The organism is Caldinitratiruptor microaerophilus, from assembly GCF_025999835.1.
Lineage (GTDB): Bacteria > Bacillota > Sulfobacillia > Symbiobacteriales > ZC4RG38 > Caldinitratiruptor > Caldinitratiruptor microaerophilus.
Genome location: NZ_AP025628.1, coordinates 2,617,299 through 2,640,940, shown reverse-complemented (window position 1 = coordinate 2,640,940; position 23,642 = coordinate 2,617,299). Strand labels below are relative to the sequence as shown.

19 protein-coding genes and 1 riboswitch are annotated in these 23,642 nt (G+C 71.3%); of the genes, 12 read left to right on the top strand and 7 right to left on the bottom strand.

The features are described from left to right. Positions 1-71 precede the first annotated feature (71 nt). Entirely contained in the window at positions 72-2,534 is a 2,463-nt protein-coding gene (locus tag caldi_RS12810) for a heavy metal translocating P-type ATPase (RefSeq protein ID WP_264842145.1), read from the top strand. Here the strand turns inward: caldi_RS12810 and cobT are convergent. The 3 genes from cobT to caldi_RS12795 all read right to left on the bottom strand — a co-directional run bounded on the left by cobT (position 2,458) and on the right by caldi_RS12795 (position 6,162). Then, positions 2,458-3,573: a nicotinate-nucleotide--dimethylbenzimidazole phosphoribosyltransferase gene (cobT, locus tag caldi_RS12805; protein WP_264842144.1), complete on the bottom strand. Its 1,116-nt coding sequence runs from the start codon at positions 3,571-3,573 to the stop codon at positions 2,458-2,460. The two genes, caldi_RS12810 and cobT, sit on opposite strands and share 77 nt — an antisense overlap. 121 nt (positions 3,574-3,694) lie before the next feature. Continuing rightward, positions 3,695-3,914, bottom strand: a riboswitch (cobalamin riboswitch). A gap of 64 nt (positions 3,915-3,978) precedes the next feature. After that, positions 3,979-4,437: a cupredoxin domain-containing protein gene (locus caldi_RS12800; protein ID WP_264842143.1), complete on the bottom strand. Its 459-nt coding sequence runs from the start codon at positions 4,435-4,437 to the stop codon at positions 3,979-3,981. Positions 4,438-4,503: 66 nt separating this feature from the next. Beyond that, positions 4,504-6,162 carry an N-acyl-D-amino-acid deacylase family protein gene (locus tag caldi_RS12795; protein ID WP_264842142.1) on the bottom strand — a complete coding sequence of 553 codons (1,659 nt, stop codon included), beginning with the start codon at positions 6,160-6,162 and terminating at the stop codon, positions 4,504-4,506. A gap of 232 nt (positions 6,163-6,394) precedes the next feature. On the opposite strand from caldi_RS12795, the gene caldi_RS12790 reads away from it, so the two are divergent. Both caldi_RS12790 and caldi_RS12785 read left to right on the top strand, forming a co-directional pair. Further along, the gene (locus caldi_RS12790) at positions 6,395-7,024 is read left to right on the top strand and encodes a hypothetical protein (protein ID WP_264842141.1); all 630 of its coding nucleotides are present in this window, start codon (positions 6,395-6,397) and stop codon (positions 7,022-7,024) included. Positions 7,025-7,120: 96 nt separating this feature from the next. Next, positions 7,121-8,980 (top strand): ATP-binding protein, encoded by a 1,860-nt coding sequence (locus caldi_RS12785; RefSeq protein WP_264842140.1) that lies wholly within the window; start codon positions 7,121-7,123, stop codon positions 8,978-8,980. A gap of 72 nt (positions 8,981-9,052) precedes the next feature. Here caldi_RS12785 and caldi_RS12780 read toward each other — a convergent pair whose 3' ends face one another. The 3 genes from caldi_RS12780 to caldi_RS12770 all read right to left on the bottom strand — a co-directional run bounded on the left by caldi_RS12780 (position 9,053) and on the right by caldi_RS12770 (position 12,349). Continuing rightward, complete coding sequence (locus caldi_RS12780; protein WP_264842139.1) at positions 9,053-9,427, bottom strand: hypothetical protein; 375 nt, start codon at positions 9,425-9,427, stop codon at positions 9,053-9,055. A 110-nt stretch (positions 9,428-9,537) separates the two neighbouring features. Next, positions 9,538-11,412, bottom strand: coding sequence for a penicillin-binding protein 2 (mrdA, locus tag caldi_RS12775; protein ID WP_264842138.1), 1,875 nt, complete (start codon positions 11,410-11,412; stop codon positions 9,538-9,540). A 241-nt stretch (positions 11,413-11,653) separates the two neighbouring features. Next, the gene (locus caldi_RS12770) at positions 11,654-12,349 is read right to left on the bottom strand and encodes a helix-turn-helix transcriptional regulator (RefSeq protein WP_264842137.1); all 696 of its coding nucleotides are present in this window, start codon (positions 12,347-12,349) and stop codon (positions 11,654-11,656) included. 88 nt (positions 12,350-12,437) lie between these two features. On the opposite strand from caldi_RS12770, the gene sufC reads away from it, so the two are divergent. The 9 genes from sufC to caldi_RS12725 all read left to right on the top strand — a co-directional run bounded on the left by sufC (position 12,438) and on the right by caldi_RS12725 (position 22,294). Next, on the top strand, positions 12,438-13,187 hold the full coding sequence (sufC, locus tag caldi_RS12765) for a Fe-S cluster assembly ATPase SufC (RefSeq protein ID WP_319951757.1): 750 nt from the start codon (positions 12,438-12,440) through the stop codon (positions 13,185-13,187). A 26-nt stretch (positions 13,188-13,213) separates the two neighbouring features. Further along, on the top strand, positions 13,214-14,515 hold the full coding sequence (locus caldi_RS12760; RefSeq protein ID WP_264842136.1) for a SufB/SufD family protein: 1,302 nt from the start codon (positions 13,214-13,216) through the stop codon (positions 14,513-14,515). Further along, complete coding sequence (locus caldi_RS12755) at positions 14,512-15,738, top strand: cysteine desulfurase (RefSeq protein WP_264842135.1); 1,227 nt, start codon at positions 14,512-14,514, stop codon at positions 15,736-15,738. Before caldi_RS12760 ends, caldi_RS12755 begins: the two co-directional genes overlap by 4 nt. Continuing rightward, a complete protein-coding gene (gene sufU / locus caldi_RS12750) occupies positions 15,728-16,189 on the top strand; it encodes a Fe-S cluster assembly sulfur transfer protein SufU (protein WP_264842134.1) in 462 nt (153 codons plus the stop codon). The genes caldi_RS12755 and sufU overlap by 11 nt, the downstream gene beginning before the upstream one ends. 6 nt (positions 16,190-16,195) lie before the next feature. Continuing rightward, positions 16,196-17,599: a Fe-S cluster assembly protein SufB gene (gene sufB, locus caldi_RS12745; protein ID WP_264842133.1), complete on the top strand. Its 1,404-nt coding sequence runs from the start codon at positions 16,196-16,198 to the stop codon at positions 17,597-17,599. Between the two features lie 12 nt (positions 17,600-17,611). Then, positions 17,612-17,917: a metal-sulfur cluster assembly factor gene (locus caldi_RS12740; RefSeq protein WP_264842132.1), complete on the top strand. Its 306-nt coding sequence runs from the start codon at positions 17,612-17,614 to the stop codon at positions 17,915-17,917. A gap of 215 nt (positions 17,918-18,132) precedes the next feature. Further along, positions 18,133-19,077 carry a peptidoglycan DD-metalloendopeptidase family protein gene (locus tag caldi_RS12735; protein ID WP_264842131.1) on the top strand — a complete coding sequence of 315 codons (945 nt, stop codon included), beginning with the start codon at positions 18,133-18,135 and terminating at the stop codon, positions 19,075-19,077. 270 nt (positions 19,078-19,347) lie between these two features. Beyond that, positions 19,348-21,825, top strand: a complete 2,478-nt coding sequence (locus tag caldi_RS12730; RefSeq protein ID WP_264842130.1) for a Lon protease family protein — start codon at positions 19,348-19,350, stop codon at positions 21,823-21,825. Beyond that, complete coding sequence (locus caldi_RS12725) at positions 21,773-22,294, top strand: hypothetical protein (RefSeq protein ID WP_264842129.1); 522 nt, start codon at positions 21,773-21,775, stop codon at positions 22,292-22,294. The genes caldi_RS12730 and caldi_RS12725 overlap by 53 nt, the downstream gene beginning before the upstream one ends. On the opposite strand, the gene caldi_RS12720 is transcribed toward caldi_RS12725, so the two are convergent. Next, positions 22,269-23,525, bottom strand: a complete 1,257-nt coding sequence (locus caldi_RS12720; RefSeq protein ID WP_264844803.1) for a Glu/Leu/Phe/Val family dehydrogenase — start codon at positions 23,523-23,525, stop codon at positions 22,269-22,271. The two genes, caldi_RS12725 and caldi_RS12720, sit on opposite strands and share 26 nt — an antisense overlap. Positions 23,526-23,642 lie beyond the last annotated feature (117 nt).

Genomic DNA, 23,642 nt, shown 5'->3' with positions numbered 1-23,642 from the left:
CCCGCCGGATGGGCTATAGTAGGGGGCGTAGTACCCCAGGGGGGTAGTCGGCAACCGGGAGGCGAGCGCCCATGGCGGAAACCGCAGTGGCGCAGAGAGAGCAGGTCGAGGAGAAGGCCACGTTCCAGATCACCGGCATGACGTGCGCGTCGTGCGCGACGCGCATCCAGAATAGGCTGTCCCACCTCGAGGGTGTCCGGGAGGCGAGCGTCAACCTGGCCACGGAGAAGGCCACCGTCGTCTTCGATCCCGAGGCGGTCGACCTCGACCGGATGTTCCGCGCCGTCGAGGAACTCGGCTACGGCGTGGCGCGGGAGAAGGTCACTCTGAACATCCGGGGCATGACCTGCGCCTCGTGCGTCGCCCGCGTGGAGAAGCGGCTCTCCCGACTCCCCGGCGTGCAGCGGGCGGCCGTGAACCTCAGCACCGAGAAGGCGACGGTGGAGTTCACCCCCGGCCTCGTCGACGTGGAGGAGATGATCCGTGCCGTCACCGAGGCCGGCTACGGCGCCGAGGTCGCGCGGGAGGACAAGGGCCGGCAGAAGGACGAGCGGCAGCGGGAGATCCGCCACCAGCTGCACCTCTTCCTCTTCTCCGCCGCCCTGACCCTGCCGCTCCTCCTGGAGTCCATGGTCCTCATGCCGCTGGGGATCCACACGGTCCTCGGCAGCCCCTACGTCCAGTTCGCCCTCGCCACGGCGGTGCAGGTGGTGGCGGGCGCCCAGTTCTACCGGCGGGCGTGGCTGAACCTCAGGCACGGCGGCGCCAACATGGACACGCTGGTGGCGCTGGGCACCTCGGCCGCCTACCTGTACAGCGTGGCGGAGACCTTCCTGGTGGGCGCCCCCGGCGGCCACGCCGCGGGGACCGTCGCCCGCCCGGCCGTTTACTACGAGGCGGGCGCGACCGTCCTCACCCTGATCATCCTCGGCAAGATGCTGGAGGCTGTCGCCAAGGGGCGGACCTCCGAGGCGATCCAGAAGCTCCTGGACCTCGGCGCGAAGACCGCCCGCGTGGTGCGTGACGGCGAGGAGCGGGACGTGCCGGTCGAGGCCGTCGCGGTGGGCGACATCGTGGTCGTCCGGCCGGGCGAGCGCATCCCGGTCGACGGCGTCATCGTCGAGGGCGAGTCCTCGGTGGACGAGTCGATGCTCACCGGCGAGAGCGTGCCGGTGGACAAGCGGCCCGGCGACACCGTGGTGGGCGCCACGCTCAACAAGCACGGGACCTTCAAGTTCCGGGCGACCCGGGTGGGGGCGGACACCGCCCTGGCCCAGATCGTCCGCATGGTGGAGGAGGCGCAGGGCTCGAAGGCCCCCATCCAGCGCCTGGCGGACGTCATCTCGGCCTACTTCGTGCCGGCGGTGATCGGGGTCGCGGTGATCACCCTCCTGGGCTGGGGCCTGGCCACCGGCGACTGGAGCACCGGGCTGCGGGCCGCGACGGCGGTCCTGGTCATCGCCTGCCCGTGCGCGCTGGGTCTGGCGACGCCGACGGCGGTGATGGTCGGCACGGGCAAGGGCGCCCAGACCGGCATCCTGATCCGGGGCGGCGAGCACCTGGAGAAGGCGCACAAGATCCAGGTCGTCGTGCTGGACAAGACCGGCACCGTCACCCGGGGCGAGCCCGACCTGACCGACGTGGTGCCGGCTCCCGGCTGGGACACGGCGGAGGTGGTCCGCCTGGCGGCTTCCGCCGAGCGGGGCTCCGAGCACCCCCTGGCCCGGGCCGTGGTGGAGGGGGCCCGGGCCCGCGGCCTCCACCTGGCGGAGCCCGAGGGTTTCCAGGCCGTGCCCGGCCACGGCGTTGAGGCCCGGGTGGAGGGCCGCCGCGTCGCCCTGGGCAACACCCGGCTCATGGAGCGGCACGGGGTCGACCCGGCGCCGGTGGCGGCGGAGGTCCGCCGCCTGGAGGCGGAGGGCAAGACGGCGATGATCCTGGCCGTCGACGGCCAGGTCGCCGGTGTCGTGGCGGTGGCGGACACGGTGAAGCCCACCTCGGCGGCGGCCATCGCCGAGCTGAAGCAGCTGGGCGTCGACGTCGTCATGATCACCGGCGACAACCGGCGCACGGCCGAGGCGATCGCCCGGCAGGTCGGGATCGAGCGGGTGCTGGCGGAGGTGCTGCCCGAGGACAAGGCGGCCGAGGTCGAGAAGCTGCGCGCCGAGGGGAAGGTCGTCGCCATGGTGGGCGACGGCATCAACGACGCCCCGGCGCTGGCCACGGCCGACCTGGGCATCGCCATCGGCACCGGTGCCGACGTGGCCATCGAGGCCGCCGACATCACCCTCATGTCCGGCGACCTGCGCGGGATTCCCGCCGCCATCCGGCTCTCCCGGGCCACCATGCGGAAGATCAAGCAGAACCTCTTCTGGGCGTTCATCTACAACGTCCTGGGCATCCCGCTGGCGGCCCTGGGCCAGCTCACCCCCATGATCGCGGGCGCCGCGATGGCGTTCAGCTCGGTGTCCGTGGTGTCGAACTCGCTCCTTCTCCGGCGGTTCGATCCCCGGCGGGCGGCTCGAGCCGCGTAGAGACCCCGGCCGACTCGAAGGTCGCCATCTCGGCGAGGACGCGGGTGGCCGCCTCGACCAGGTGCATGGCGAGGGCAGCCCCCGTGCCCTCGCCGAGCCGCATCCGGAGGCGCAGGAGCGGCTCCAGCCCCAGGAGGCGGAGCTGAACGGCGTGCCCCGGCTCCTCGGAGAGGTGGGAGGCGAGCATGTAGGGTACGGCGGCCGGCGCCAGGCGGGCGGCGAGGAGGGCGGCGGCGCCGGCGATGAAGCCGTCAACCAGGACGGGGACCCGGGCGGCCGCGGCGCCCAGGATGAGGCCCGCCAGGCCGCCGATCTCGAGCCCGCCCACCTTTGCCAGGACGTCGACCGGATCGCCGGGGTCGGGGCGGTTCACGCGCAGGGCCTCCTCGACCACCCGCACCTTGAGGGCGAGCCGCCCGTCCGGGATGCCGGTGCCGCGGCCGACCACGGCGGCGACCGGCTGCCCGCTGATGGCGGCCGTGACGGCGCTGGCCGCCGTCGTGTTGCCGATCCCCATGTCGCCGGTGGCCAGCAGCGTGGCGCCGCGGGCGATCTCCATGCGTGCGATCTCGATCCCGGTCTCCAGGGCCGCCACGGCCTCCTCGCGGGTCATGGCCGGCCCCCGGGCGATGTTGCCGGTGCCGGCGCGGATCCGCCGCTCGACCACCCCGTGGGCGGCGGTGGGTTCCCGCACGCCCATGTCGACCACCGTCACCCGGGCCCCGGCCTGCCGCGCCAGCACGCAGATCGCGGCGCCGCCCTGCACGAAGTTCCGGACCATCTGGGCGGTCACTTCCTGCGGGTAGGCGCTGACGCCCTCGGCCGCCACGCCGTGGTCGGCGGCCATGACGACCACGGCCCGGTCGCCGAGGCGCGGCAGCGGGCTGCCGGTGATCCCGGCCAGCCGCTCGGCCAGGTCCTCGAGGACGCCCAGGCTTCCCTGCGGCTTGGTGAGCCGGTCCAGGCGATCCCGGGCGCGGCGCATCGCCTCCCGGTCCAGGTCTGCAATTCGGCGCACGGTCTGGTACAGTCCGTTCACGGCGGCATCCTCCTCAGGGCGAGTGCTCCAGAAAGAACAAGCCCAGCCGGTGCATGACCGGCTGGGAACTTTACCATCATCCCCAGCGAACCCCGGCCCCGGGGCAGACACCGTGCCCCGTGGCCGGACACCTCCTCCGGCAGGTCTCCTGGCTTCCGGCTCCTCGCGCCCCGGGCGCCTTCCCGGAGGAAGTCCTCCAGTGGCTTGGCCGGGCAGCGGCTCGAAGCCGGACTGCCGGGCCCGGTTTGCTCCCCGGTTACAGTGGCGGGACCGCCCGGGACTTGCACCCGGTTCCCTATTCTCCGCCCGTGGCAGGCGGCACCGGAGGGGTTCGGTTGGCAATCCTGGCAACGAGGATACAGGGCCGGGCGGTCCGGCGTCAAGGTGACCGCGGTTCCGATGGCCTCAGTTTACCGTGAGTGTGCCCTTCATGCCCGCGTCCTTGTGACCGGGTACCGTGCAGAAGAACTCGTACTGCCCTCTGTCCGTCGGGGTGAACTCCAGGCGCCCGGTCTGGCCGGGCTGGACGGAAACGTGCAGGGCGGGCTCCATGCCCATGTCCATTCCCGCGTGGACGTTTTCACCCTTTGCCTCGTTGCCCCCGCGTACATCCTTCACCGGGATCTTCAGGATGGTGAAGTCGTGGAGCTGGGCGGTGTCCTCGTTCCGGAGCACCAGGGCGACCGGCTGGCCCGCCTTCACGCTCAGGGTGTCCACGGAGAACTTCAGGTCGGACCTCGCCACGAGCTCGACCTGCTGCGCTCCGCCCTTGTCCGCCGATGTCTCGCTTCGCTGGCCGCAGCCGGCGAGCGCGGTTGCGGCTCCCACCAGCAGCGCAGCGAGGGCCAGGCGCTGAGGGCCCATGGGTGCTTCCCCTACCCCCTTATGGTATTAAGGTGACCTCATTGTACGGTCCATATCTCCGCGAAGTCAATCGGAACCGGTGTCTTCCGCTGCGGCTTCCACCCCGGAGCGCGCCCCGACCGCGCCGCCGTGCCGGAGCACACGGCCGGCGCGGATGCCGGGGACCCGCTCGCCCCGCTCGACGGCGACCTGGCCGTTGACCAGGACGTAGAGGATGCCCTCCGGGTATTGCTGCGGGTCCCACCAGGTGGCCCGGTCGGCGACGGTCTCCGGGTCGAAGACGACGATGTCGGCGTACGCGCCTTCCCGGACGTACCCGCGCCCGGTCAGGCCCAGGCGGTCGGCGGTCTCTCCCGTCATCTTCCGGACGGCGGCCGGGAGGGGAAGGAGTCCCTCCCGGGTCCAGCGCAGGACGCGCGGGAACGTGCCGTAGCTGCGGGGATGGATCCGGCCGAGCGCCCGGGCCGGGTCCGGCTCGAGCGGCGGCGATCCCCCGTCGGTCCCGACCACGGTCCAGTCCGCCTTGAGAAGCGCCTCGAGCTGGTCCTGTCGGACGATCTCCGCGGCTACCGTCACCCCGCCCGTCCGGGCCAGATCGCGGGCGAACTCCCTCGCGTCGCGTCCGGTCCGGGCGGCGAGCGCGGCGACCGACTCGCCCACCAGCGCGCGCTCGGGCGCCTGCTTCACGACCAAGGTCTCCGGGGGCAGCGAGCCGTACACGGCGCCCAGGGGCACGTCCATCGCGTAGTCGGGCGCCAGGTATGGGTAGACGTCGGCGAAGACCGTGATGCCCTCCGCCCGGGCCGTCTCCACCTCGGCGATCAGCTCCCCGAACCGCCCCCACTGCGACGGGTAGACGACCTTGAGGTGCGACAGGTTGACGGGGACCCCGGCCTGCCGCCCGATCGCGATGGCCTCCCGGACCCCGGCGAGCACGTCCCGGCGCTCGGCCCGCACGTGGGAGCTGTACACGCCGCCGGCCGCCGCAACCACCCGGGCCAGCGCCACCAGCTCGTCGGTCGTCGCGTGCAGGCCGGGCTCGTACTCCAGACCCGACGACAGCCCCAGCGCGCCCTCGGCCATCGCCTGCCGGACCAGGTCCTCCATGCGGGCGAGTTCCGCCGGCGAAGGGGCCCGGCCGGCGTGACCGATCACCTGCGCCCGCACCGTGCCGTGTCCCACGAAGGTGGCGAAGTTCACCCCCGTACCCCGCTTCTCCACGTCCGCGAGGCCGGCCCCCACCGGCCACCGCGACCGGCCGTCGACACCCCCGACCGAGGTGGTGATGCCCTGTCGGAGGGCGGCGGTGGTGTCCGCGTCGGTCGCGTAACCGGGGAGCGTGTCCCAGACGTGAGAGTGCGGGTCGATGAAGCCGGGCGCCACCACGAGCCCTGTCGCGTCGATCCGGCGCCCCGCCTCGTCCCGGGAGAGGTCGCCGACCGCGGCGATGCGGTCCCCGTTCACCCCGACGTCTGCCCGCCGGGGCGGACCACCGGTTCCGTCGATCACCGTGCCGCCGGCGATGATGAGGTTGAACCGCCGCGGCGGGGGCGCCGGTGGCGGCCCGGCGGACCCGGTTCCGGCCGCCGGCGGTGAGGCGAGCCCCTGCGCGGAGGCGGGGGCGGCCGGAGCCGGCCGGCAGGCGGCAAGGCCGAACGCGAGGGCGGTGAGGGTGGCCAGGAGGCCGGCCGCGGCGTGCGGGCGTGGACGGTCGTGGGGCGGCAATCCGTTTCCCCCTCCGGCTGGGCCTGCTCCGTCTAGCAAACGTTCGCTTCCCGCGGGATGATCCCTGCCGCAACCCAGCCCGGGAACACGAGCCAAACCGCGGCCTGCCGGGCTTGTGATAGACCGAACATGCAACGGATGGTCCACTGCAACTAGTCAGAAAGGGGTCTGCAGAGTCTACGGGCATGGCCGTTAGGATAAGACGGACGGAGTTGGTGAGGGAGGGCTTGTGATGCCGATCACGATGGAGCCTACGACCAGCATCCGGGCTGCGGTCCGGTCCCTCAGCCAGGCGGCGCTCTCCGACCCGAACGTCGAGCCCGCCAGCCTTCTTGCCACCCTGGCCCGGGTGACCGGCGGCGTCCCGCAGCTCGTCACCTCGGCCGCGCCCGAAGCCCGGGACGGTGACATCGTGGTCCCGGTGGCGGCGGGAGGCCGCCAGTTCGGCTTCCTGGTGCTCCGCCACCCCGGCCGGCCCTTCGGCGAGGCCGAGCGACTCCTGGCCGAGAGCGCGGCCGCCCTGATCGGCGCGGTCCTCGTTCGCCGCCGCAGCGCGGAGGACGCCGAAGACCGCCGGCTCGTCAGGTCCGCCCGCCAGGCCGTGGCCAGCCTGACGGTGGCGGAGCGCCACGGGATGTACGTCCTCCTGTCCGGCTGGTCCGGCAAGCCCACCACCGTTCGCCTCAACGAGGCCGCGCGGGAGGCCGGCGTCCACCACAGCTCCCTGGTCCAGGCGCTCGCGAAGCTGCGGGCGGCCGGGGTCCTGCAGGCGAGCTCCCGGGGCCGGCGCGGGGTCCGGGTCCGGGTCCTGAACCCGCACCTGGTGGAGGAGCTGGCCCGGGTCGAAGCCCCCGTGCACTAGGCGCCCGCCGGATTCTCCTCCGGCAGGAACCGGGCTCCCGGCCCGTGAAATCTACGAGCCGGGTCCGCGGGCCGGCGAGCACGGAGGAGGATTCGGGTGTCCGAACCGGAAACCGAGATTCTGCGCTTTGAGCTTTCGAGCCACGAGGTCATCGAGCTCCTGGCAGGGAACAACATCTACCCCGATCCCCGTCGGGTCGTCGTGCGGGAACTGCTCCAGAACGCGGTGGACGCCTGCCGGCTCCGCCGCGCCGTCACTTCCGGGTATGAACCGGAGGTCAGCTTGGAGTGGGAGCCGGGCCGCCTGGTGGTGGCGGACAATGGCGCCGGCATGAGCGAGGCCATCGTCCGGGACTTCTTCCTGCGGGTGGGCCGCAGCTACTACAGTTCGGCCGCCTTCCGGGAGCAGTACGGGCCCCTGGGGTTCAGCCCGATCGCCCGCTTCGGCATCGGAGCGCTCTCCGCGTTCCTGGTGGCCCGACGGCTCACCGTCGAGACGCGCCACCACCTGCCGGGGTCCGATCCGGTGCGGCTCGAGATCGAGGGCCTGCACAGCACGATCCGAAAGACCGCGTGCCGGCCGGACCTGCCCGTGGGCACCCGGCTGGAGCTGGACCTCATGGATGGGGTGGAGTATCCGGACCTGGAGCAGGTCGTCCGCCACTGGGCCCGCCACCTGGAGTTCCCGATCCGGGTGCGGGCCGGGACGGCGGAGACGGTGATTCCGGCCGACGACGGCTCCGGGTTCCGGTTGCGCCTCCTGGATCCGGCCCACTACTTGCTCCGTGACCCGGCGCGACGGCACCAGTTGCGATCGCGCCGCGTGGAGTTCGACGGGGACGGGGTCCGGGGGTTCATCGAGTACGGGTACCTGGAGGTGCCCGGCCGGCTGGTCGCGGCCGGGGTGGGCGAGGCCCGGGCGGTGGCCGAGTTCGACCCCGGGCGGCTCCCGCGGGCCGTCAGCCTGGACGGCATCTACGTCGGGGACCGGCTGCCGGCGTTCCTGGGTGGCCCTGCGGTCGCCTTCGACCTCAACCTGTCGAGCCGGGAGCTGAGGCTTCAGCTCCGGCTCGCCCGCACCGAGTTCGTGGAGGACGAGGCGTACCGCCGGCTGGTGCGCCGGCTGGACGAGCGGCTGGCGGACGATCTCCTCGATCTCCTGCGCTCCTGCCGGCTCACCCCCGTCCAGACGGGGGACACGCTGGGCACCCTCCTCGACGTGCCCCACCTGGGGCGCCACGCGGCGGCCACGGGGTCGGACGCCGTGTGGTCCCGCCTGGCCGGGCTGCCCGTCTATCCCCTGCGGCGCGGCGGCGAGCGCGCGCTCGTCCCGTGGGCTGAGGTCCTGCGCCACCCGGAGGTGGCACGGGTGCCAGTCGGCGAGGACCGGGTGGCGTGGCCGGAGAGCGGGGCACACCTGGCGGACGACTTCTGGTGGGACCGCCACTTCCGGCTGACACGGGCGGCCGGCTCCGGGCTTCCTTTCTACACGTCCCTGGACTCGCACCCGGTCATGGACGCCCTGCTCGAGCGGGACTACCGGCCCGTGCGCGTTGTGGTCGACACCCGCGCCGGGGTCAGCTACGCCGTCCACGGCCGCGGCGCGCCCGAGCCCCGGCGTCTGGGCGGGCTCTCCGTCCTGCCCTTCGACGGTGCTGGGCCGGAGACCCTCCTCACGTACGTCGACGGATGGGTGCTGAACGCCGCGCACCCGCTGGTCCGGCAGCTCATGGACGAACTTCCGGGCTCGCCCCTCCGCGGCCGGGGCGAGAAGGCGCTCCGGGATCTCACCGTCCAGCTGGGCACGCTGCCGGACAGGGACACCGCGGAGGGAGCCCTGCGGCGCCTCCGGGACGACCTCGGGCTGGAGGTCAGTCCCGGCCTGCCGGGCCACGACACGAGCGAGTTCTGGTCCGGCGTCTGGGAGCATTTCCTCCTCACCGGCGCCGGGGGATGATTTCCCTTTCCGCAGTCGGAGAGGCGCCCTGGCTCCCGCCGGGGCGCCTCTCCCGTCCCTGCCGGGCCGCGGCTACCGCTGCTGGCCCAGGCCCGCCTGCTGCGCGGCCTGCGCGTTCTGCTGGCTCCGGGCCTGCCGGTACTGCGGGGTGACCTCGTATCCGGCGAGGCCCGAGGTCAGACCGCTCTGCAGGTTACCGCCGGCTGCCTGGGCCGCTGCCTGACCGCTACCCTGCGGGTTGCCCAGCTGGGCGAAGCCCGCCGTGCCGCCAGCCGCCTGGCCCGTGAACCCCCCGGCGGCGCCGGTGGCCATCGGGCCCCCGAAGGCGGCCTGCGCCCCCGCCTGCTGCCCCAGCCCCGCGGCCTGGGCCGCCGCCGCGTTCTGCTGGTTCCGCTGCTGGCGGTTCTCGTCGGGCTTCAGCCCGCCCAGGTTCTGGAACTGCGCCATCCCCTTCACCTCCGCGAAGTGGAACGGGAGCCGCGCTTAGTATTCCCGGGCGGACAGCGGCCGGGGTCGGGGCGAGTCGGGAAAAATCGGCAAAAAACGGCCGGCGGGCGCTAGCGCGCCACGCCGGGCGCCGGCGATCCGGGCTCGGGCTCCGCCGGCAGCTTCGCCGGATCGCCGTCCGGCAGCTCGACCCCGAAGTACGCCGCCATGATGGCGCGGGCCACGTGGGAGACGGCGCTCCCGCTCCCGGCCTGCTCGATGACCACGGCGACGGCGATCTCGGGATCCTCGGCGGGGGCGTAGGCCACGTAGACACCGTACGGGTCCTTGCCGACGTACTGGGCGGTCCCGGTCTTGCCCGCCGTCCGGATTCCGGGCAGCGGCCAGACGGCGAAGCTCGACGTCCCGCCCGGCTCGGTGACGGCCTCCATCCCGCGCCGGATGACCGCCAGGGCTTCCGGCGGGACCGGCAACTGGCCCACCACCTGCGGCTGCGTCTTCTGGATCACGCGGCCGCCCGGGTCGACGATCGAATCGACCAGGTAGGGCCGCAGCAGCTTGCCGCCGTTGCCGATGGCCGCCGCGTAGCGGGCAAGCTGGAGCGGGGTCACCTCGACGAGCTGGCCGATCGCCACCTGGGTCGTGTAGCCCAGGGTCCAGCTCTCCCCGGTCACCCGGGCCCACCGCGCGCGCCACTCGGCGTCCGGCAGCACCCCATCCTGCTCGCCCTTCAGATCGATGCCGGTGCGCTGGCCGAAGCCGTAGCCCTTGGCGAAGTTGACCAGGTTGTCGATCCCGACCCGCCGGCCCATCTCGTAGAAGTAGATGTTGCTCGACACCTGCAGGGCCCGCACGGCGTCCACCCAGCCGTGGTTTCGCCAGTCCGACTGGCCGGTGGGCTCGTACCGCCCCACGGCGAGGATCCGCTCGGTGGGCTTGACGGCGCCGGTGGCGAGGGCGGCCCCCAGGGTGACCATCTTCCAGCTGGACCCGGGGTAGTAGCGGGCGCCGATCGCGCGGTTGAGCATCGGGGACAGGGGAGCCTGGAAGGTGGCCTGGACCTCCTGCGGATCGCGACGCACGAAGATGTTCAGGTCGTAGGACGGATAGCTGGCCATGGCCAGCACGGCGCCGGTGCGCGCGTCGAGGACGACGGCCGCGCCCGCGCGCGCGTTCCGGTAGATCCGGCCGTCGATCGTGTTGGGCGTCTCCTGCAGGTACTTCATGATGCGTTCGAGCGCGCGCTCGGTCACCGACTGCAGGTTGGCGTCGAGCGTCAGGCGCAGGCTGTTGCCGGGGACAGGCTGGACCGCCACCCCCAGGTCGGCCGTCGGGCGGTAGCCCGGGTCCACCTCGACCTGCCACTCGCCCTTGCGGCCCCGCAGCTCGTGCTCGTAGTAGGCCTCGAGCCCGGCCTGACCGACCAGGTCGCTGCCCTCGTAGTCCTTGAACTCGGGGAGCCGTGCCTGCTCCGGGCTGAGCGTGCCGGTGTAGCCGATCACCTGGGCCGCCAGGGACCCCCGGGGGTAACTGCGGAGCGCCACGGTCTCCACCTGGACGCCGGGGTAGCGCTCGGCCTGCTCGGTGAGAATGGCGAACTGCTCGCGGGTGAGGGGCTTCAGAATGGTCAGGGGCTCGTAGTGGCGGCCTTCCCTCAGCTTGCGCTGGACGGTGCTTCGCATCTCGGAAAGCGGGATGCCAAGGAGATCGGAGAGCCGCTTCTGCAGTTCCGGATCCTTGTAATGGGGGTAGCGGATCGACACCACGTTGGCCGGCCGGTTGGTCGCCAGGGGAATGCCGTGGCGGTCCAGGATCTCGCCGCGGGGCGCCGGGATCTTGAGCCGGCTGTACAGCTGGGCCTGGGCCATCGCGGTGTACCGGTCGCGCTGGCGCACCATGAGGTTGGCCGTCTGGCCCACGAGCGCCGCCGTCATGATCAGGGTGACCACCATCAGGGTGATGGCCCGGGGGCGCACGTCCTCCACCGGGACCACCTCCTGGGTGCATTCGTATGCCGCGGGGCGGACGCGAGCCCCGCGGCCCCTGGTGTCTATTATGTCACGTTGACGGACCTGACGCACGGCGCCAAGGGCCGTACGGTGCAAGCACGCCCCGGGGCTTCGCAGTGTTGATTCCACGGCTACCCTGTGGTATGCTCACGTCGTAGAACGAGTCTAATACTCATTCTCGGTTGGCTTGCCGGCCGGAGGGTCGCCTGGCACCGGCTCACCGGTGGGTGGCCGCGAACTCGCAGCGTTCCCCGCCCCGCGGCAGGCTCTCCAGCACCCGGATATCCGCCGTGGCGCTGAAGGCACTCACGAGGCCGTGCATCACGGCGGCGCAGAGCCGGCAGACGTGTTCCGGGTGGGAGAGCGCCAGCTCGTGGAACACGCAGTTGGTGACCGTGATCCGCGTGGCGCCCGCTTCCCCGGCCACCTCGATCTCGATCCCCTGCTGGCGCAGTTGCTCTGCGGCCGTTTCCAGCCCCCGGCCCGGGGCCGAGCCCGGGGAAGGCGCGGCGGCCCGGGCGGCCTCCGCCGCCACCTGACGGCCGAACGCAGCCCCCACGCGGTCCAGGGCCTCGAGGCCGGCCGGGCCGAACTCGGCCAGCGCCAGCGAGAGGAGTTCCGCCAGCAGTTCGAAGTTGCGGCTCGGCACCGCGAACGTGGCGGCCCGGCCCGTCGGAAAGTAGAGGTGCACGGGACGGCCGCTCCGCCCCCGGTGATCCGGCCGGGAGAAGAGGAGGCCGGCTCGCTGGAGCTTGGCCAGATGCATGCGGGCCACGTTCGGGTGGAGGGAGAAGCGCTGGGCCATCTCCTGAGCGGTCACGCCGCCGGGAGCCCTGCGGACGATGTGCTCGAAGATCCGGTAGCGGGTGGGGTCGCCCAGGACGGCGGCCACCTTGAATGGGTCCCGCAGCATGTGTTCACCGCCTTGGCCGATGGATTCCTCTATTATATCACGTTATATCACGTTAATACCGTGAAAACGGGCGAAAGGGGACAGGACTGTGTCGCAGCGGCCGGAACTGGTCATCAGGGATCTGCACGTGCGCATCGAGGACCGGGAGATCGTCAAGGGCCTCAACCTCACCGTCCGCGGTGGTGAGATCCACGCGCTCATGGGCCCGAACGGCTCCGGGAAGACGACCCTCTCCAAGGCGATCATGGGGCACCCCGCGTACGAGGTGACGGGCGAGGTCCTCCTGGACGGGGTGAACCTGCTGGAGCTGCCGCCGGACGAGCGGGCCCGCCACGGCCTGTTCCTGGCCTTTCAGTACCCCGTCGAGGTGCCCGGCGTGACCGTGGCGAACTTCCTGCGGACCGCCCTGAACTCGATCCGCGGGGAGGAGATCGGCGTCTGGGAGTTCCAGGAGATGCTCCTGGAGAAGATGCAGCTCCTGGAGATGGATGAGTCGTTCGCCGGCCGCTACCTGAACGAGGGCTTCTCGGGCGGCGAGAAGAAGCGCAACGAGATGCTGCAGCTGGCCCTCCTGCAGCCGCGCATCGCGGTGCTCGACGAGACCGACTCGGGCCTCGACGTGGACGCCCTGAAGATCGTGGGCAAGACCGTGAACAGCATGCGGTCCGAGTCGTTCGGTGCCCTGATCATCACCCACTACAACCGGATCCTCAAGCACATCCGGCCGGACGTGGTCCACATCATGGTCGACGGCCGCATCGTGCGCACCGGCGGGCCCGAGCTCGCCGACGAGGTCGAGGAGAAGGGCTACGACTGGGTCCGCGCCCAGGTGGCGTGAACGATCTCGGAGGAGGATTCGGGAGGATGCCTGTCCTGCTGGGAGAACTCTCCCGGGAGGCCCTGGTGGCCCGATCCCGGGAGCGGGGGGAACCGGAGTGGCTGACCGAGGCCCGGGCGAAGGCGTGGGAGGTGTACCAGAGCCTGCGGTTGCCCGGCCCGCATGACGAGGACTGGCGGCGCACGGACGTGAGCCCGGTCCGGCTGGCCGAGGTGGTGGCCGACGCCCCCGAAGGCCCCGCCGCCCCGCTGCCGGATCGCCTGCGCAAGGTGGCAGACTCCGGCAAGGCCCTTGTCCTGGAGAACGGCGTCGTGACGGCCCGACCTGCCGGGCTGCCGCACGGCGTGATCGTGACCGACCTGGAGACCGCCGCCAGGGAGCATCCGGACCTCGTGCGGGAGCATCTCATGTCCCGCGTGATCCGGCCGGACGAACACATCTTCGTCGCCCTCCACGCCGCCATCTGGCGCGGTGGCGTCTTCATCCACGTGCCCGCCGGCGTCCGGGTCGAGGAGCCCATCCAGACCGTGGAGTGGGCGGGCGGCGCCGGGGCGGGCCTCTTCGGCCACACGCTCGTCGTGGTCGAGCCGGGGGCGGAGGTGACGGTCGCCCAGTACGTCGGATCGGCGCCGGTCCCGGACCGGACCGTCCAGGCGGGCGCGGTCGAGATCTGGGCGAAGCCGGGCGCGCAGGTCCGCTACGCCTCGGTCCAGAACTGGGGCACCGGGGTGTGGAGCTTCACGACCCGCAGGGCCCTGGTGCAGAAGGACGCCCGGGTCGACTGGCTGATCGGCGACTTCGGGGGCAGCCTGGTGCGCTCCGAGCAGCGCACGGTGCTCGACGAGCCCGGGGCCCAGGGCAACCTGAAGCTGGTGTTCTTCGGGAGCGGCGACCAGCACATCGACCTGGTCGCCGAGGACCTGCACGTGCCGGGCAGCCACCGCAGCGCCGGCGACATCCTGGGGCGGGGCGTGCTGGCCGGGAGTGCCCGGGCGGTTTTCCGGGGCGTCGGCCACATCATGCGGGGGGCCAAGGGCTGCGAGTGCTTCCTGCGGGAGAACGCCCTGCTCCTCAACCGGGGCTGCCGGGTCGACTCGATCCCCAGCCTCTTCATCGACGACGACGACGTGGTCCGGGGCGGCCACGCCGCCACGAGCGGCCGGGTGGACGACGAGGAGCTCTTCTACCTGCGCTCTCGCGGCATCCCGGAGAACCGGGCCAAGCGGCTGATCGTGATGGGTTTCCTGCAGCCGCTCCTCGAGGCGGCCCAGGGTACTGGCCTTCGTTCCGAGATCGAGAGTCTGATCGACGGGAAGTTGGGCCTATGAACATTGAGAAGATCCGCCAGGATTTCCCGATCCTGGCGCGCGAGGTGAACGGGAAGCCGCTCGTCTACCTCGACAACGCGGCGACGACGCAGAAGCCGCGGGCGGTGATCGACGCCATCGCGCGGTACTACGAGACCATCAACGCGAACGTGCACCGCTCGATCCACACCCTGGGCGAGGCCGCGACCGCCGCATACGAGGAGGCGCGGGCGAAGGTGGCCGCCTTCATCGGCGCTCCCGACCCGGCGACCTGCGTCTTCGTGCGCAACGCCTCCGAGGCGCTGAACCTGGTCGCCTACGCCTGGGGCCTCGACCACCTGCACCCCGGGGACGTGGTGCTCCTCACCCCGATGGAGCACCACTCGAACCTGGTGCCCTGGCAGCTCGTCGCCCGCCGCACGGGGGCCCGCCTGCGCTACTTCCCCCTCCTGCCGGACGGGACGCTCGACATGCGCCGGCTGGACGAGATGCTCGACGGCGTCAAGGTGGTGGCCATCGCCCACGCCTCGAACACCCTGGGCACGATCAACCCGATCGAGCGGATCATCCCCGCCGCCCACGCCGCCGGGGCCATCGTCGTGGTGGACGGCGCCCAGTCCGTGCCCCACATGCCGGTGGACGTGCAGGCGCTGGACGCCGACTTCCTCGCCTTCTCCGGCCACAAGATGATGGGGCCGATGGGGATCGGCGTCCTTTACGGCAAGCGCGAGCTCCTGGAGCGGATGCAGCCGCTCCTGGGCGGGGGCGAGATGATCCGGTCGGTCACCTACGAGGGGGCCACCTGGAACGACCTGCCGTGGAAGTTCGAGGCCGGCACGCCCAACGTCGCCGGTGCGGTGGGCCTGGCGGCGGCGGTCGACTACATCCGCGCCATCGGCGGACCGGCCGCCATCCGGGAGCACGAGGAGGCGCTGGTGCGGTACGCGCTCGAGCGCCTGGCCGAGCTGCCCGACGTCACCGTTTACGGCCCCCGCGAGCCCCGGGCGGGGCTGGTGGCCTTCAACCTGGGAGACGTGCACCCGCACGACGTGGCCACCGTCCTGGACGGCGAGGGCATTGCCATCCGGGCCGGCCACCACTGCACGCAGCCGCTGCACCGCGAGGTGCTGGGAGTGCCTGCCACCAACCGGGCGTCGTTCTACGTGTATAATACGGAGGAAGATATCGACCGCCTGGTCGCCGGCCTGGCGCGGGCAAGGGAGTTCTTCCGCCATGTCGTCTGAAGACAGGTACAGCATCCCGCTGCAGGAGCTCTACAAGCAGGTGATCCTGGACCACCACAGCCGTCCCCGGAACCGGGGGCTGCTACCGGACCCGGACACCACGGTGCACCTCGAGAACCCGACCTGCGGGGACACGATCGACCTGCAGCTCAAGGTCGAGGAGGGCCGCCTCCGAGAGGTGCGGTGGCAGGGCCGTGGGTGTTCCATCAGCATGGCGTCCGCCTCCATGATGAGCGAGGCCCTGAAGGGCAAGACCCTGGAGGAAGCCCGCCGCATCATGGAGCGGTTCCGGGCCATGATGCGGGGGGACGCCGGGCCGTTCCGGGACCTGGGGGAGATCCAGAGCCTCCAGGGGGTGGCCCGGTACCCGGTGCGGATCAAATGCGCCACGCTGGCCTGGAACGCGGTGGAGATGGGGATGAGCGGGCTCGACCCCGAGGGGAGGTCGTGAACACACATGGCCAAGGAAGCCCTGGAGATCCTGGGCACAGAATACAAGTACGGTTTCCGTGACCCGGAGCAGTTCGTCTTCAAGACCCGCAAGGGCCTGGACCGCGAGATCGTGGAGCAGATCTCCCGGCACAAGAACGAGCCCGACTGGATGCGGGAGTTCCGGCTCAAGGCGCTGGACATCTTCCTGAAGAAGCCCATGCCCACCTGGGGCGCAGACCTGAGTGAGATCGACTTCGGCGACATCTACTACTACCTGAAGCCGGTCGAGAAGAAGGGCCGCAGCTGGGACGAGGTGCCGGAGGACATCAAGCGCACCTTCGACCGCCTGGGCATCCCCGAGGCCGAGCGCAAGTTCCTGGCGGGAGTCAGCGCCCAGTACGAGTCCGAGGTCGTGTACCACAACATCCGCAAGGACCTGGCGGAGAAGGGTGTCATCTTCGTCGACACCGACACCGCCGTCCGCGAGTACCCGGACCTCGTGCGGCAGTACTTCGGCACCGTGGTCCCCCCCGGTGACAACAAGTTCGCAGCCCTGAACAGCGCCGTGTGGTCGGGCGGCTCGTTCATCTACGTGCCCCCGGGCGTGCACGTGGAGATCCCCCTGCAGGCCTACTTCCGCATCAACGCGGAGAACATGGGCCAGTTCGAGCGGACCCTCATCATCGTCGACGAGCGTGCGTTCGTCCACTACGTCGAGGGCTGCACGGCGCCCACGTACTCGTCCTCCTCGCTCCACAGCGCGGTGGTCGAGATCATCGTGAAGCGGGGCGCCCGCTGCCGCTACACCACGATCCAGAACTGGTCGCACAACGTGTACAACCTTGTGACCAAGCGGGCCGTCGCGTACGCCGACGCCACCATGGAGTGGGTCGACGGCAACATCGGCTCCAAGGTCACCATGAAGTACCCGGCCGTCATCCTGCGCGAGCCCGGGGCCAAGGCGGACATCCTCTCCATCGCCTTCGCCGGCAAGGGCCAGCACCAGGACGCCGGGGCCAAGGTGATCCACCTGGCGCCGCGGACCTCGAGCACCATCACCTCGAAGTCCATCTGCAAGGACGGCGGCCGCACGACCTACCGGGGCCTGGTGCAGGTGCACAAGGGCGCCGAGGGCAGCAAGGTGAAGGTGAACTGCGACGCCCTGATCTTCGACCCGGCGTCCAAGACCGACACGATCCCCTACATGGAGATCGCGGAGGAGGATGTGGCCATCGAGCACGAGGCCACGGTGTCCAAGGTCTCGGCGGAGCAGCTGTTCTACCTCATGAGCCGCGGCATCTCCGAGCAGCAGGCGACCCAGATGATCGTCCAGGGCTTCATCGAGCCCTTCACCAAGGAGCTGCCGATGGAGTACGCGGTCGAGATGAACCGCCTGATCGAGCTCGAGATGGAGGGCTCCGTCGGCTGAGGGGGTGGTGGGGTGCCGACCCGCGAGGAGGTCATGAAGGCGCTCGAGGTCGTCAAGGACCCGGAGCTCCACATCAACGTGGTCGACCTCGGCCTCGTGTACGACGTGCAGATCGACGGCGGCAAGGTGTTCGTGGCGATGTCCCTCACCACGCCGGCGTGCCCGATCGGCCCGATGATCACCCAGCAGGCGGAAGCCGTGCTGCGGAGCCTGCCCGGCGTGGAGGACGTCCACGTGGAGCTGGTGTGGGACCCACCGTGGACGCCGGACATGATGAGCGACCGGCTGAAGAAGGCCCGTCAGATGGGGCTCCTGTGAGCGTCCCGGCCGGCCGCGGGCCGGTGGGCGGCGATGGCGCCGCCCACCGGCCGTTTTTTCCGTGCGGAGGCTGCACGCCCGTTCATGCGCGCATGGGAACATTTTCCTCATCAACCGTTATTGTCTCGACTGACCACATCCAGATAGAATAGAGGTTGTCAGGGAACAGACGGCCGTCTTCCCGGTACCTACCAAATCCTCCGCAGGTGATCCGCATGCACCACGCGTGGCGGCGCCGTCTCGCCCGCATCCTTTCCCTTGCCGTGGCTGCCTGGCTCCCTGCCCTTCCCGCGCTGGCAGCGGGTCCGTACCAGGTCGTCGTGAACGGTACCCCGGTGGCGGGGGCGAAACCCTTCCTGCGCGACGGGCAGCTTCTCAGCTCCACCTGGCCGCTGGCCCGGGCCCTGGGCCTGACCCCACACTGGGACCCGGGTGACCGCCGGGTGGAGCTTTCCGCGCCCGGGCACGCGCTCGCGCTGTGGCAGGACAGCCGGACCGCGTTCCACAACGGGACCCGCCTCGAGGCTCCCGGCCGGCCGGCGCTGCTCGGCGGCGAGATCTACGTGCCCACCTGGTTCGTGGCCGCGCAGTTCGGCTACCCCGTGACCTGGGACGGTCAGACGATGGGCATCCGCACCCGGCCGCAGGCCGGGGCCGTCCAGGGCGATCCCCTGGCGAGCCCGGCCTTCGTCTTCCCGTTCCCGCAGGGTGCCAAGTACGAGCCCCTGCAGGACAACTACGGGGACCCCCGGAGCTGGTCGCCCGACGGCCAGGTGAGCCGCCGGCACGAGGGGATCGACATCCTCTCGCCGAAGGGCACCCCGGTGGTCGCGGCGGGCTCGGGCAAGGTGGTGCGGATCGGCTGGAACGAGTATGGCGGGTGGCGCCTCACCGTTGCCCTGGATGCCGCGCCCGGCATCAGCCTGTACTACGCGCATCTGAACGGCTACGGGCCGGGCCTGTACGAAGGGGCCCGGGTGAAGGCCGGGCAGCTGGTCGGCTACGTGGGCAACACGGGGTACGGTCCGGAGGGCACCGAGGGCAAGTTCGTCCCGCACCTGCACGTGGGCCTGTACCGGCCGGACGGCACCACCCTCAACCCATTCCCCTACCTGCAGCGGTGGGAAAGCCGGAAAGTAGTCGTGAGCAGTGAGCAGTGAGTTGTGAGTTGTGAGTGGAACGTGGCCCCCGCACCGCTCGCAGTGCGGGGGTTCGTTTGTGGGGCGGGGCTCCGGGGCGGGCGCGGCCCCCTGGGCGCGTCGTGGAGGCGCAAGGTACCCGCGGCGTGGATACGCGCACCGCACAACGTACAACTCACAACCCACAACGAACAACTCAGTACTGTAAAATACGAGGTGCGACCGGTCACCCGTCCGGAGAGGAGGGAGGCTGCCGGGGTCTCGCCTGCGGTCCCCGGCGGCCGCCACGACGTGAGAGAGCGGCTGGCGCTCGCACCCGAAGACCTGCGCCGCACGTGGGACCCCGCCGAGCTCGGGTTCGCGACCACCGCGGAGCTGCCCGAGCTCACCGGACTCGTGGGTCAGGCGCGCGCCGTGAAGGCCCTGGAGTTCGGTCTGGCCATCAAGATGCCGGGGTATAACATCTATGTGGCCGGCCCGCCCGGCACCGGCAAGACCAGCTACACCCGGTCCCTCGTCGCCCGGCGGGCGGAGGCCGAGCCGCCCGCGGACGACTGGGTGTACGTGTGCAACTTCGACCAGCCGGACCAGCCGCAGGCTCTGCGGCTCCCGCCGGGCGTCGGGCCGCAGCTCGCCCGCGACGTCGACGAGATGCTGCACGACGCGGTCGTCGCAGCCGGCCGCGCCCTGGAGAGCAAGGAGCACGCGGAGCAGCGGGAAGAACTGGTGCGCCGGGCGCGGGCGCAGATGGCCGAGGTGGTCGCCCGGCTGGAGGCCACCGCGCAGGAGCAGGGATTCCTGATCACCCAGACCGAGCAGGGGTACATGCCGGTGCCGGTGCTGCGCGGCCAGGCCCTGACCGAGCAGGAGTTCAACACGCTGGATCCGGAAAGGCGGCGCGAGATTGCCCGCAGAGCCGAGCAGATGCGGGAGGCGATCGCCGAGGCCAGCCGGCAGATGTGGGAGCTCGAGAAGAGCGTCCAGGAGAGCCTGCGTACCCTGGACGCCGCCGTGGCGAGGGCGGCCGTCCACCCGGTGATGGAGCGGATCAAGGCCCGCTACACCGGGCTGCCGGAGGTCGTGGCGTGGCTCGAGCGGGTTCAGGAGGAGCTCATCGGCGGGATGCGGCTGGGCCAGAACCCCGGTGCCCCCCTGCCGCCCCAAGCCACGGAGGAGCTCCGCCCGGGCCAGAGGCCGGACCCCTTCGCCCGCTTCCGCGTCAACGTGTTCGTGACGCGGGACGGGGAGAAGGGCGCCCCGGTCGTGGTGGAGACCAACCCGACGTACACCAACCTCTTCGGGAAGGTGGAGTACACCGGGACGGGCACGCAGTTCCAGACCAGCGTGACGCGCATCAAGGCGGGGGCCCTCCACCGCGCCAACGGCGGTTACCTGATCCTGCAGGCCGCCGACCTCCTGCAGAGCCCGTTCGCCTGGGACGCGCTCAAGCGGGCGCTGGCGAGCCGCGAGGTGCGGATCGAGCCTGCCGGGCAGGAGCTCCGCCTGGTACCCCTGGAGACGCTGCGCCCCCAGCCCATCCCCCTGAACGTCAAGGTCATCCTCATCGGCAGCGCGCACCTCTTCCACCTGCTCTACGCCGTCGACGAGGGGTTCCGCAAGCTCTTCAAGCTCAAGGCGGAGTTCGACACGGTCATGCCGGTCGTCCCGGAGACCGTGCGCGGCTACGCCTCGTTCATCGCCCAGGTGTGCCGGCGCGACGGCCTCCGGCACCTGGACGCCGGAGCGGTGGCCCGGGTGATGGAGCACAGCCACCGCCTGGCGGAGGACCGGGAGAAGTTCTCCGCCCGCTTCAACGAGCTGGTCGAGCTCATCTACGAGGCGGACGCCTGGGCGGCGGCCGACGGTAGCCCCGTGGTGCGGGCCGTGCACGTGGACCGGGCGATCGCCGAGAAGGCGGAGCGCTCTGCCCTGCCGGCCGAGCGGACGCGTGAGCTCATCGAGCGGGGGATCCTCCTCGTCGACGTGGACGGGGCGGTCGTGGGCCAGGTGAACGGGCTCACGGTGATGCGGATCGGCGATTACAGCTTCGGCGCCCCCAGCCGCATCACCGCACGCGTCTACATGGGCGAGAAGGGGATCCTTCACATCGAGCGCGAGATCCAGATGTCCGGTCAGATCCACGACAAGGGCGTGCTGACCCTCTCGGGATACCTGGGCGAGCGCTTTGCCCAGCGCCGGCCGCTGGCGCTTTCGGCCAGCATCGCCTTCGAACAGACCTATGTCCCCGTGGACGGCGACAGCGCGTCGAGCACCGAACTCTACGCCCTGCTCTCGGCGCTGTCGGGGCTGCCCGTCGACCAGGGCATCGCCGTCACGGGCTCGGTCAACCAGCGCGGCCAGGTGCAGCCGATCGGGGGCGTGAACGAGAAGATCGAGGGGTTCTTCCAGGTCTGCAAGGTGAAGGGGCTGACCGGCCGCCAGGGCGTCATGATCCCCCGGCAGAACCTGGCGAACCTGATGCTGAGCCCGGAGGTGGTGGACGCCGTCCGGGCCGGCCAGTTCCACATCTGGGCCGTGAGCACGGTGGAGGAGGGGATCGAGCTCCTCACCGGCGTTCCTGCCGGGGAGCCGCTCCCGGACGGCGGGTTCACCCCCGGGAGCGTCTTCGACCGGGTCGACCGGCGCCTGCAGGAGCTTGCCGAGCGGCTCGCGGCGTGGGCAAACCCCGGCTCCCGCGTGGAGGGAAGGCGCGCGAATGGACCCGCAGGTGCGGGAAGTGCTGGAGAGCGGGCGGGGGGCCCTGCGTGAGGCCCCCGACCTCTATGGGCGGCCCTTCGGGCCGGAGGACTACTGGTGGATGGGCACGGTGCTGGCGGCGGCCGTGCTGGCCGAACTGAGCGGCCAGTCGGGACCCGTGGACCGGCTGCAGTCCCTGGCCGACCGGATCGGGCTGAGAGGGCCGCGGGACACCGTGGTGGAGGAAGTCATCGACGAGCTGGCCCTCCTGGACGCCCTGGGCCTCCTGTGGCCCCTCTACGAACGGCGCGACGGACGCTGGCAGCGGACGGAGGCGCCGCTGGCCCCGGGGTTCGGGCCGGAGGACGCGTACTGGCTGGCGCTGGGCCACCTGGCCACGGCGCGGCTGACGGAAGCCGGCCAGCAGGACCGGGTGGCCCCGCTGGCCGGCGTTCTGGCGGATCTGGTCACCGGCGGCCTCCGGCCGGAGCACGAGGCCGCCATCCTGGCAGCGCTCAGTCCAGGAGACCCCGCGCCTTGAGGGCCTCGGTGATCCGCTGGACGGCCACGACGTAGGCGGCCGTGCGCATGTCGAGGCCCCGCCCTTCGGCGGTCCGCGTCACCCTGTGGAAGGCGGCGACCATGCGCTCCTCCAGGCGGTGCAGCACCTCGGCCTCCGTCCAGTAGAGCCCGCTCAGGTTCTGCACCCACTCGAAGTAGGAGACGGTCACCCCCCCGGCGTTCGCCAGGATGTCCGGGATGAGGAAGATCCCGCGCTCGGCGAGGACCTGGTCGCCGTCGGGCGTGGTGGGGCCGTTGGCCGCCTCGGCCACGATGCGGGCGCGGATGCCCCGGGCGACCTCGCCGGTGATCTGGTTCTCCAGGGCGGCAGGGACCAGGATCTCGCACTCCAGCTGGAGGAGCTCCTGCTGCGTCACCGCCTCGGTCTCGGGGAACCCGACGACGGAGCCGGTCCGCCGCTTGTGCTCGATCACGTCGGCCATCTTGAGGCCCTTCGGGGAGAAGATGCCGCCGCGGGAGTCGCTGACGGCGACGACCCGGGCGCCCATCTGCTCCAGCAGCGTGCCCGTGAAGGTGCCCGCGTTGCCGAACCCCTGGATGACCACCCGGGCGCCGGCGAGCGGGACGCCAAGGCGGGCGGCCGCCTCCCGGACCGTGTAGACGAGGCCCTGGCCCGTGGCCGCGGCCCGGCCCTCGGAGCCGCCGAGCACCAGCGGCTTGCCGGTGATGACGCCGGGGAAGGCGCCGCCGCCCCGGGTCCGCTCGTACTCGTCCATCATCCAGGCCATGATGCGGGCGTCGGTGTTGACGTCCGGCGCCGGGATGTCGCGCTCGGGACCGATGACGGGCGCGATCTCCCGGATGTACCCGCGCGCCAGCGCTTCGAGTTCCCGCTCGCTGAGCTGCTTCGGGTCGACGATCACGCCGCCCTTGGCGCCGCCGTACGGAAGTCCCACCACGGCCGTCTTGAAGGTCATCCACATCGACAGGGCCCGGACCTCGTCCAGGGTGACCTGCGGGTGGAACCGGATGCCACCCTTGGTGGGGCCGATCGACCGGAGGTGCTGGCAGCGGTATCCGGTGAAGACCTGGAGCCGGCCGTCGTCCATGCGGACCGGGATCTGGACTTCCACCGTGCGCTGCGGCGCTTTCAGGATCTCATAGACGCGCTCGTCGGCGCCGAGCGCGTCGACCGCGTGGCGAACCTGCTGCTGGGCGATCCGGAAGGGGTTACGCAAATCTTCTTGCACCGCACGCACAGGGGGACGCCTCCTTGTCAGGTGCGTGTAAGGTTAATGGCACGAGAATACGACGCGGCCCGCGAATTCCCTGCATGATACCGTATTCCCATGCACGATTTTCTTCCA

What these genes read in the sequence shown, in the direction of transcription:
- caldi_RS12810 (WP_264842145.1), top strand. Translation starts at nt 72, where the DNA reads ATGGCGGAAACCGCAGTGGCGCAGAGAGAGCAGGTCGAGGAGAAGGCC.
- caldi_RS12800 (WP_264842143.1), bottom strand. Translation starts at nt 4,437, where the DNA reads ATGGGCCCTCAGCGCCTGGCCCTCGCTGCGCTGCTGGTGGGAGCCGCA.
- caldi_RS12790 (WP_264842141.1), top strand. Translation starts at nt 6,395, where the DNA reads ATGCCGATCACGATGGAGCCTACGACCAGCATCCGGGCTGCGGTCCGG.
- caldi_RS12780 (WP_264842139.1), bottom strand. Translation starts at nt 9,427, where the DNA reads ATGGCGCAGTTCCAGAACCTGGGCGGGCTGAAGCCCGACGAGAACCGC.
- caldi_RS12770 (WP_264842137.1), bottom strand. Translation starts at nt 12,349, where the DNA reads ATGCTGCGGGACCCATTCAAGGTGGCCGCCGTCCTGGGCGACCCCACC.
- caldi_RS12760 (WP_264842136.1), top strand. Translation starts at nt 13,214, where the DNA reads ATGCCTGTCCTGCTGGGAGAACTCTCCCGGGAGGCCCTGGTGGCCCGA.
- caldi_RS12755 (WP_264842135.1), top strand. Translation starts at nt 14,512, where the DNA reads ATGAACATTGAGAAGATCCGCCAGGATTTCCCGATCCTGGCGCGCGAG.
- sufU (WP_264842134.1), top strand. Translation starts at nt 15,728, where the DNA reads ATGTCGTCTGAAGACAGGTACAGCATCCCGCTGCAGGAGCTCTACAAG.
- sufB (WP_264842133.1), top strand. Translation starts at nt 16,196, where the DNA reads ATGGCCAAGGAAGCCCTGGAGATCCTGGGCACAGAATACAAGTACGGT.
- caldi_RS12735 (WP_264842131.1), top strand. Translation starts at nt 18,133, where the DNA reads ATGCACCACGCGTGGCGGCGCCGTCTCGCCCGCATCCTTTCCCTTGCC.
- caldi_RS12725 (WP_264842129.1), top strand. Translation starts at nt 21,773, where the DNA reads ATGGACCCGCAGGTGCGGGAAGTGCTGGAGAGCGGGCGGGGGGCCCTG.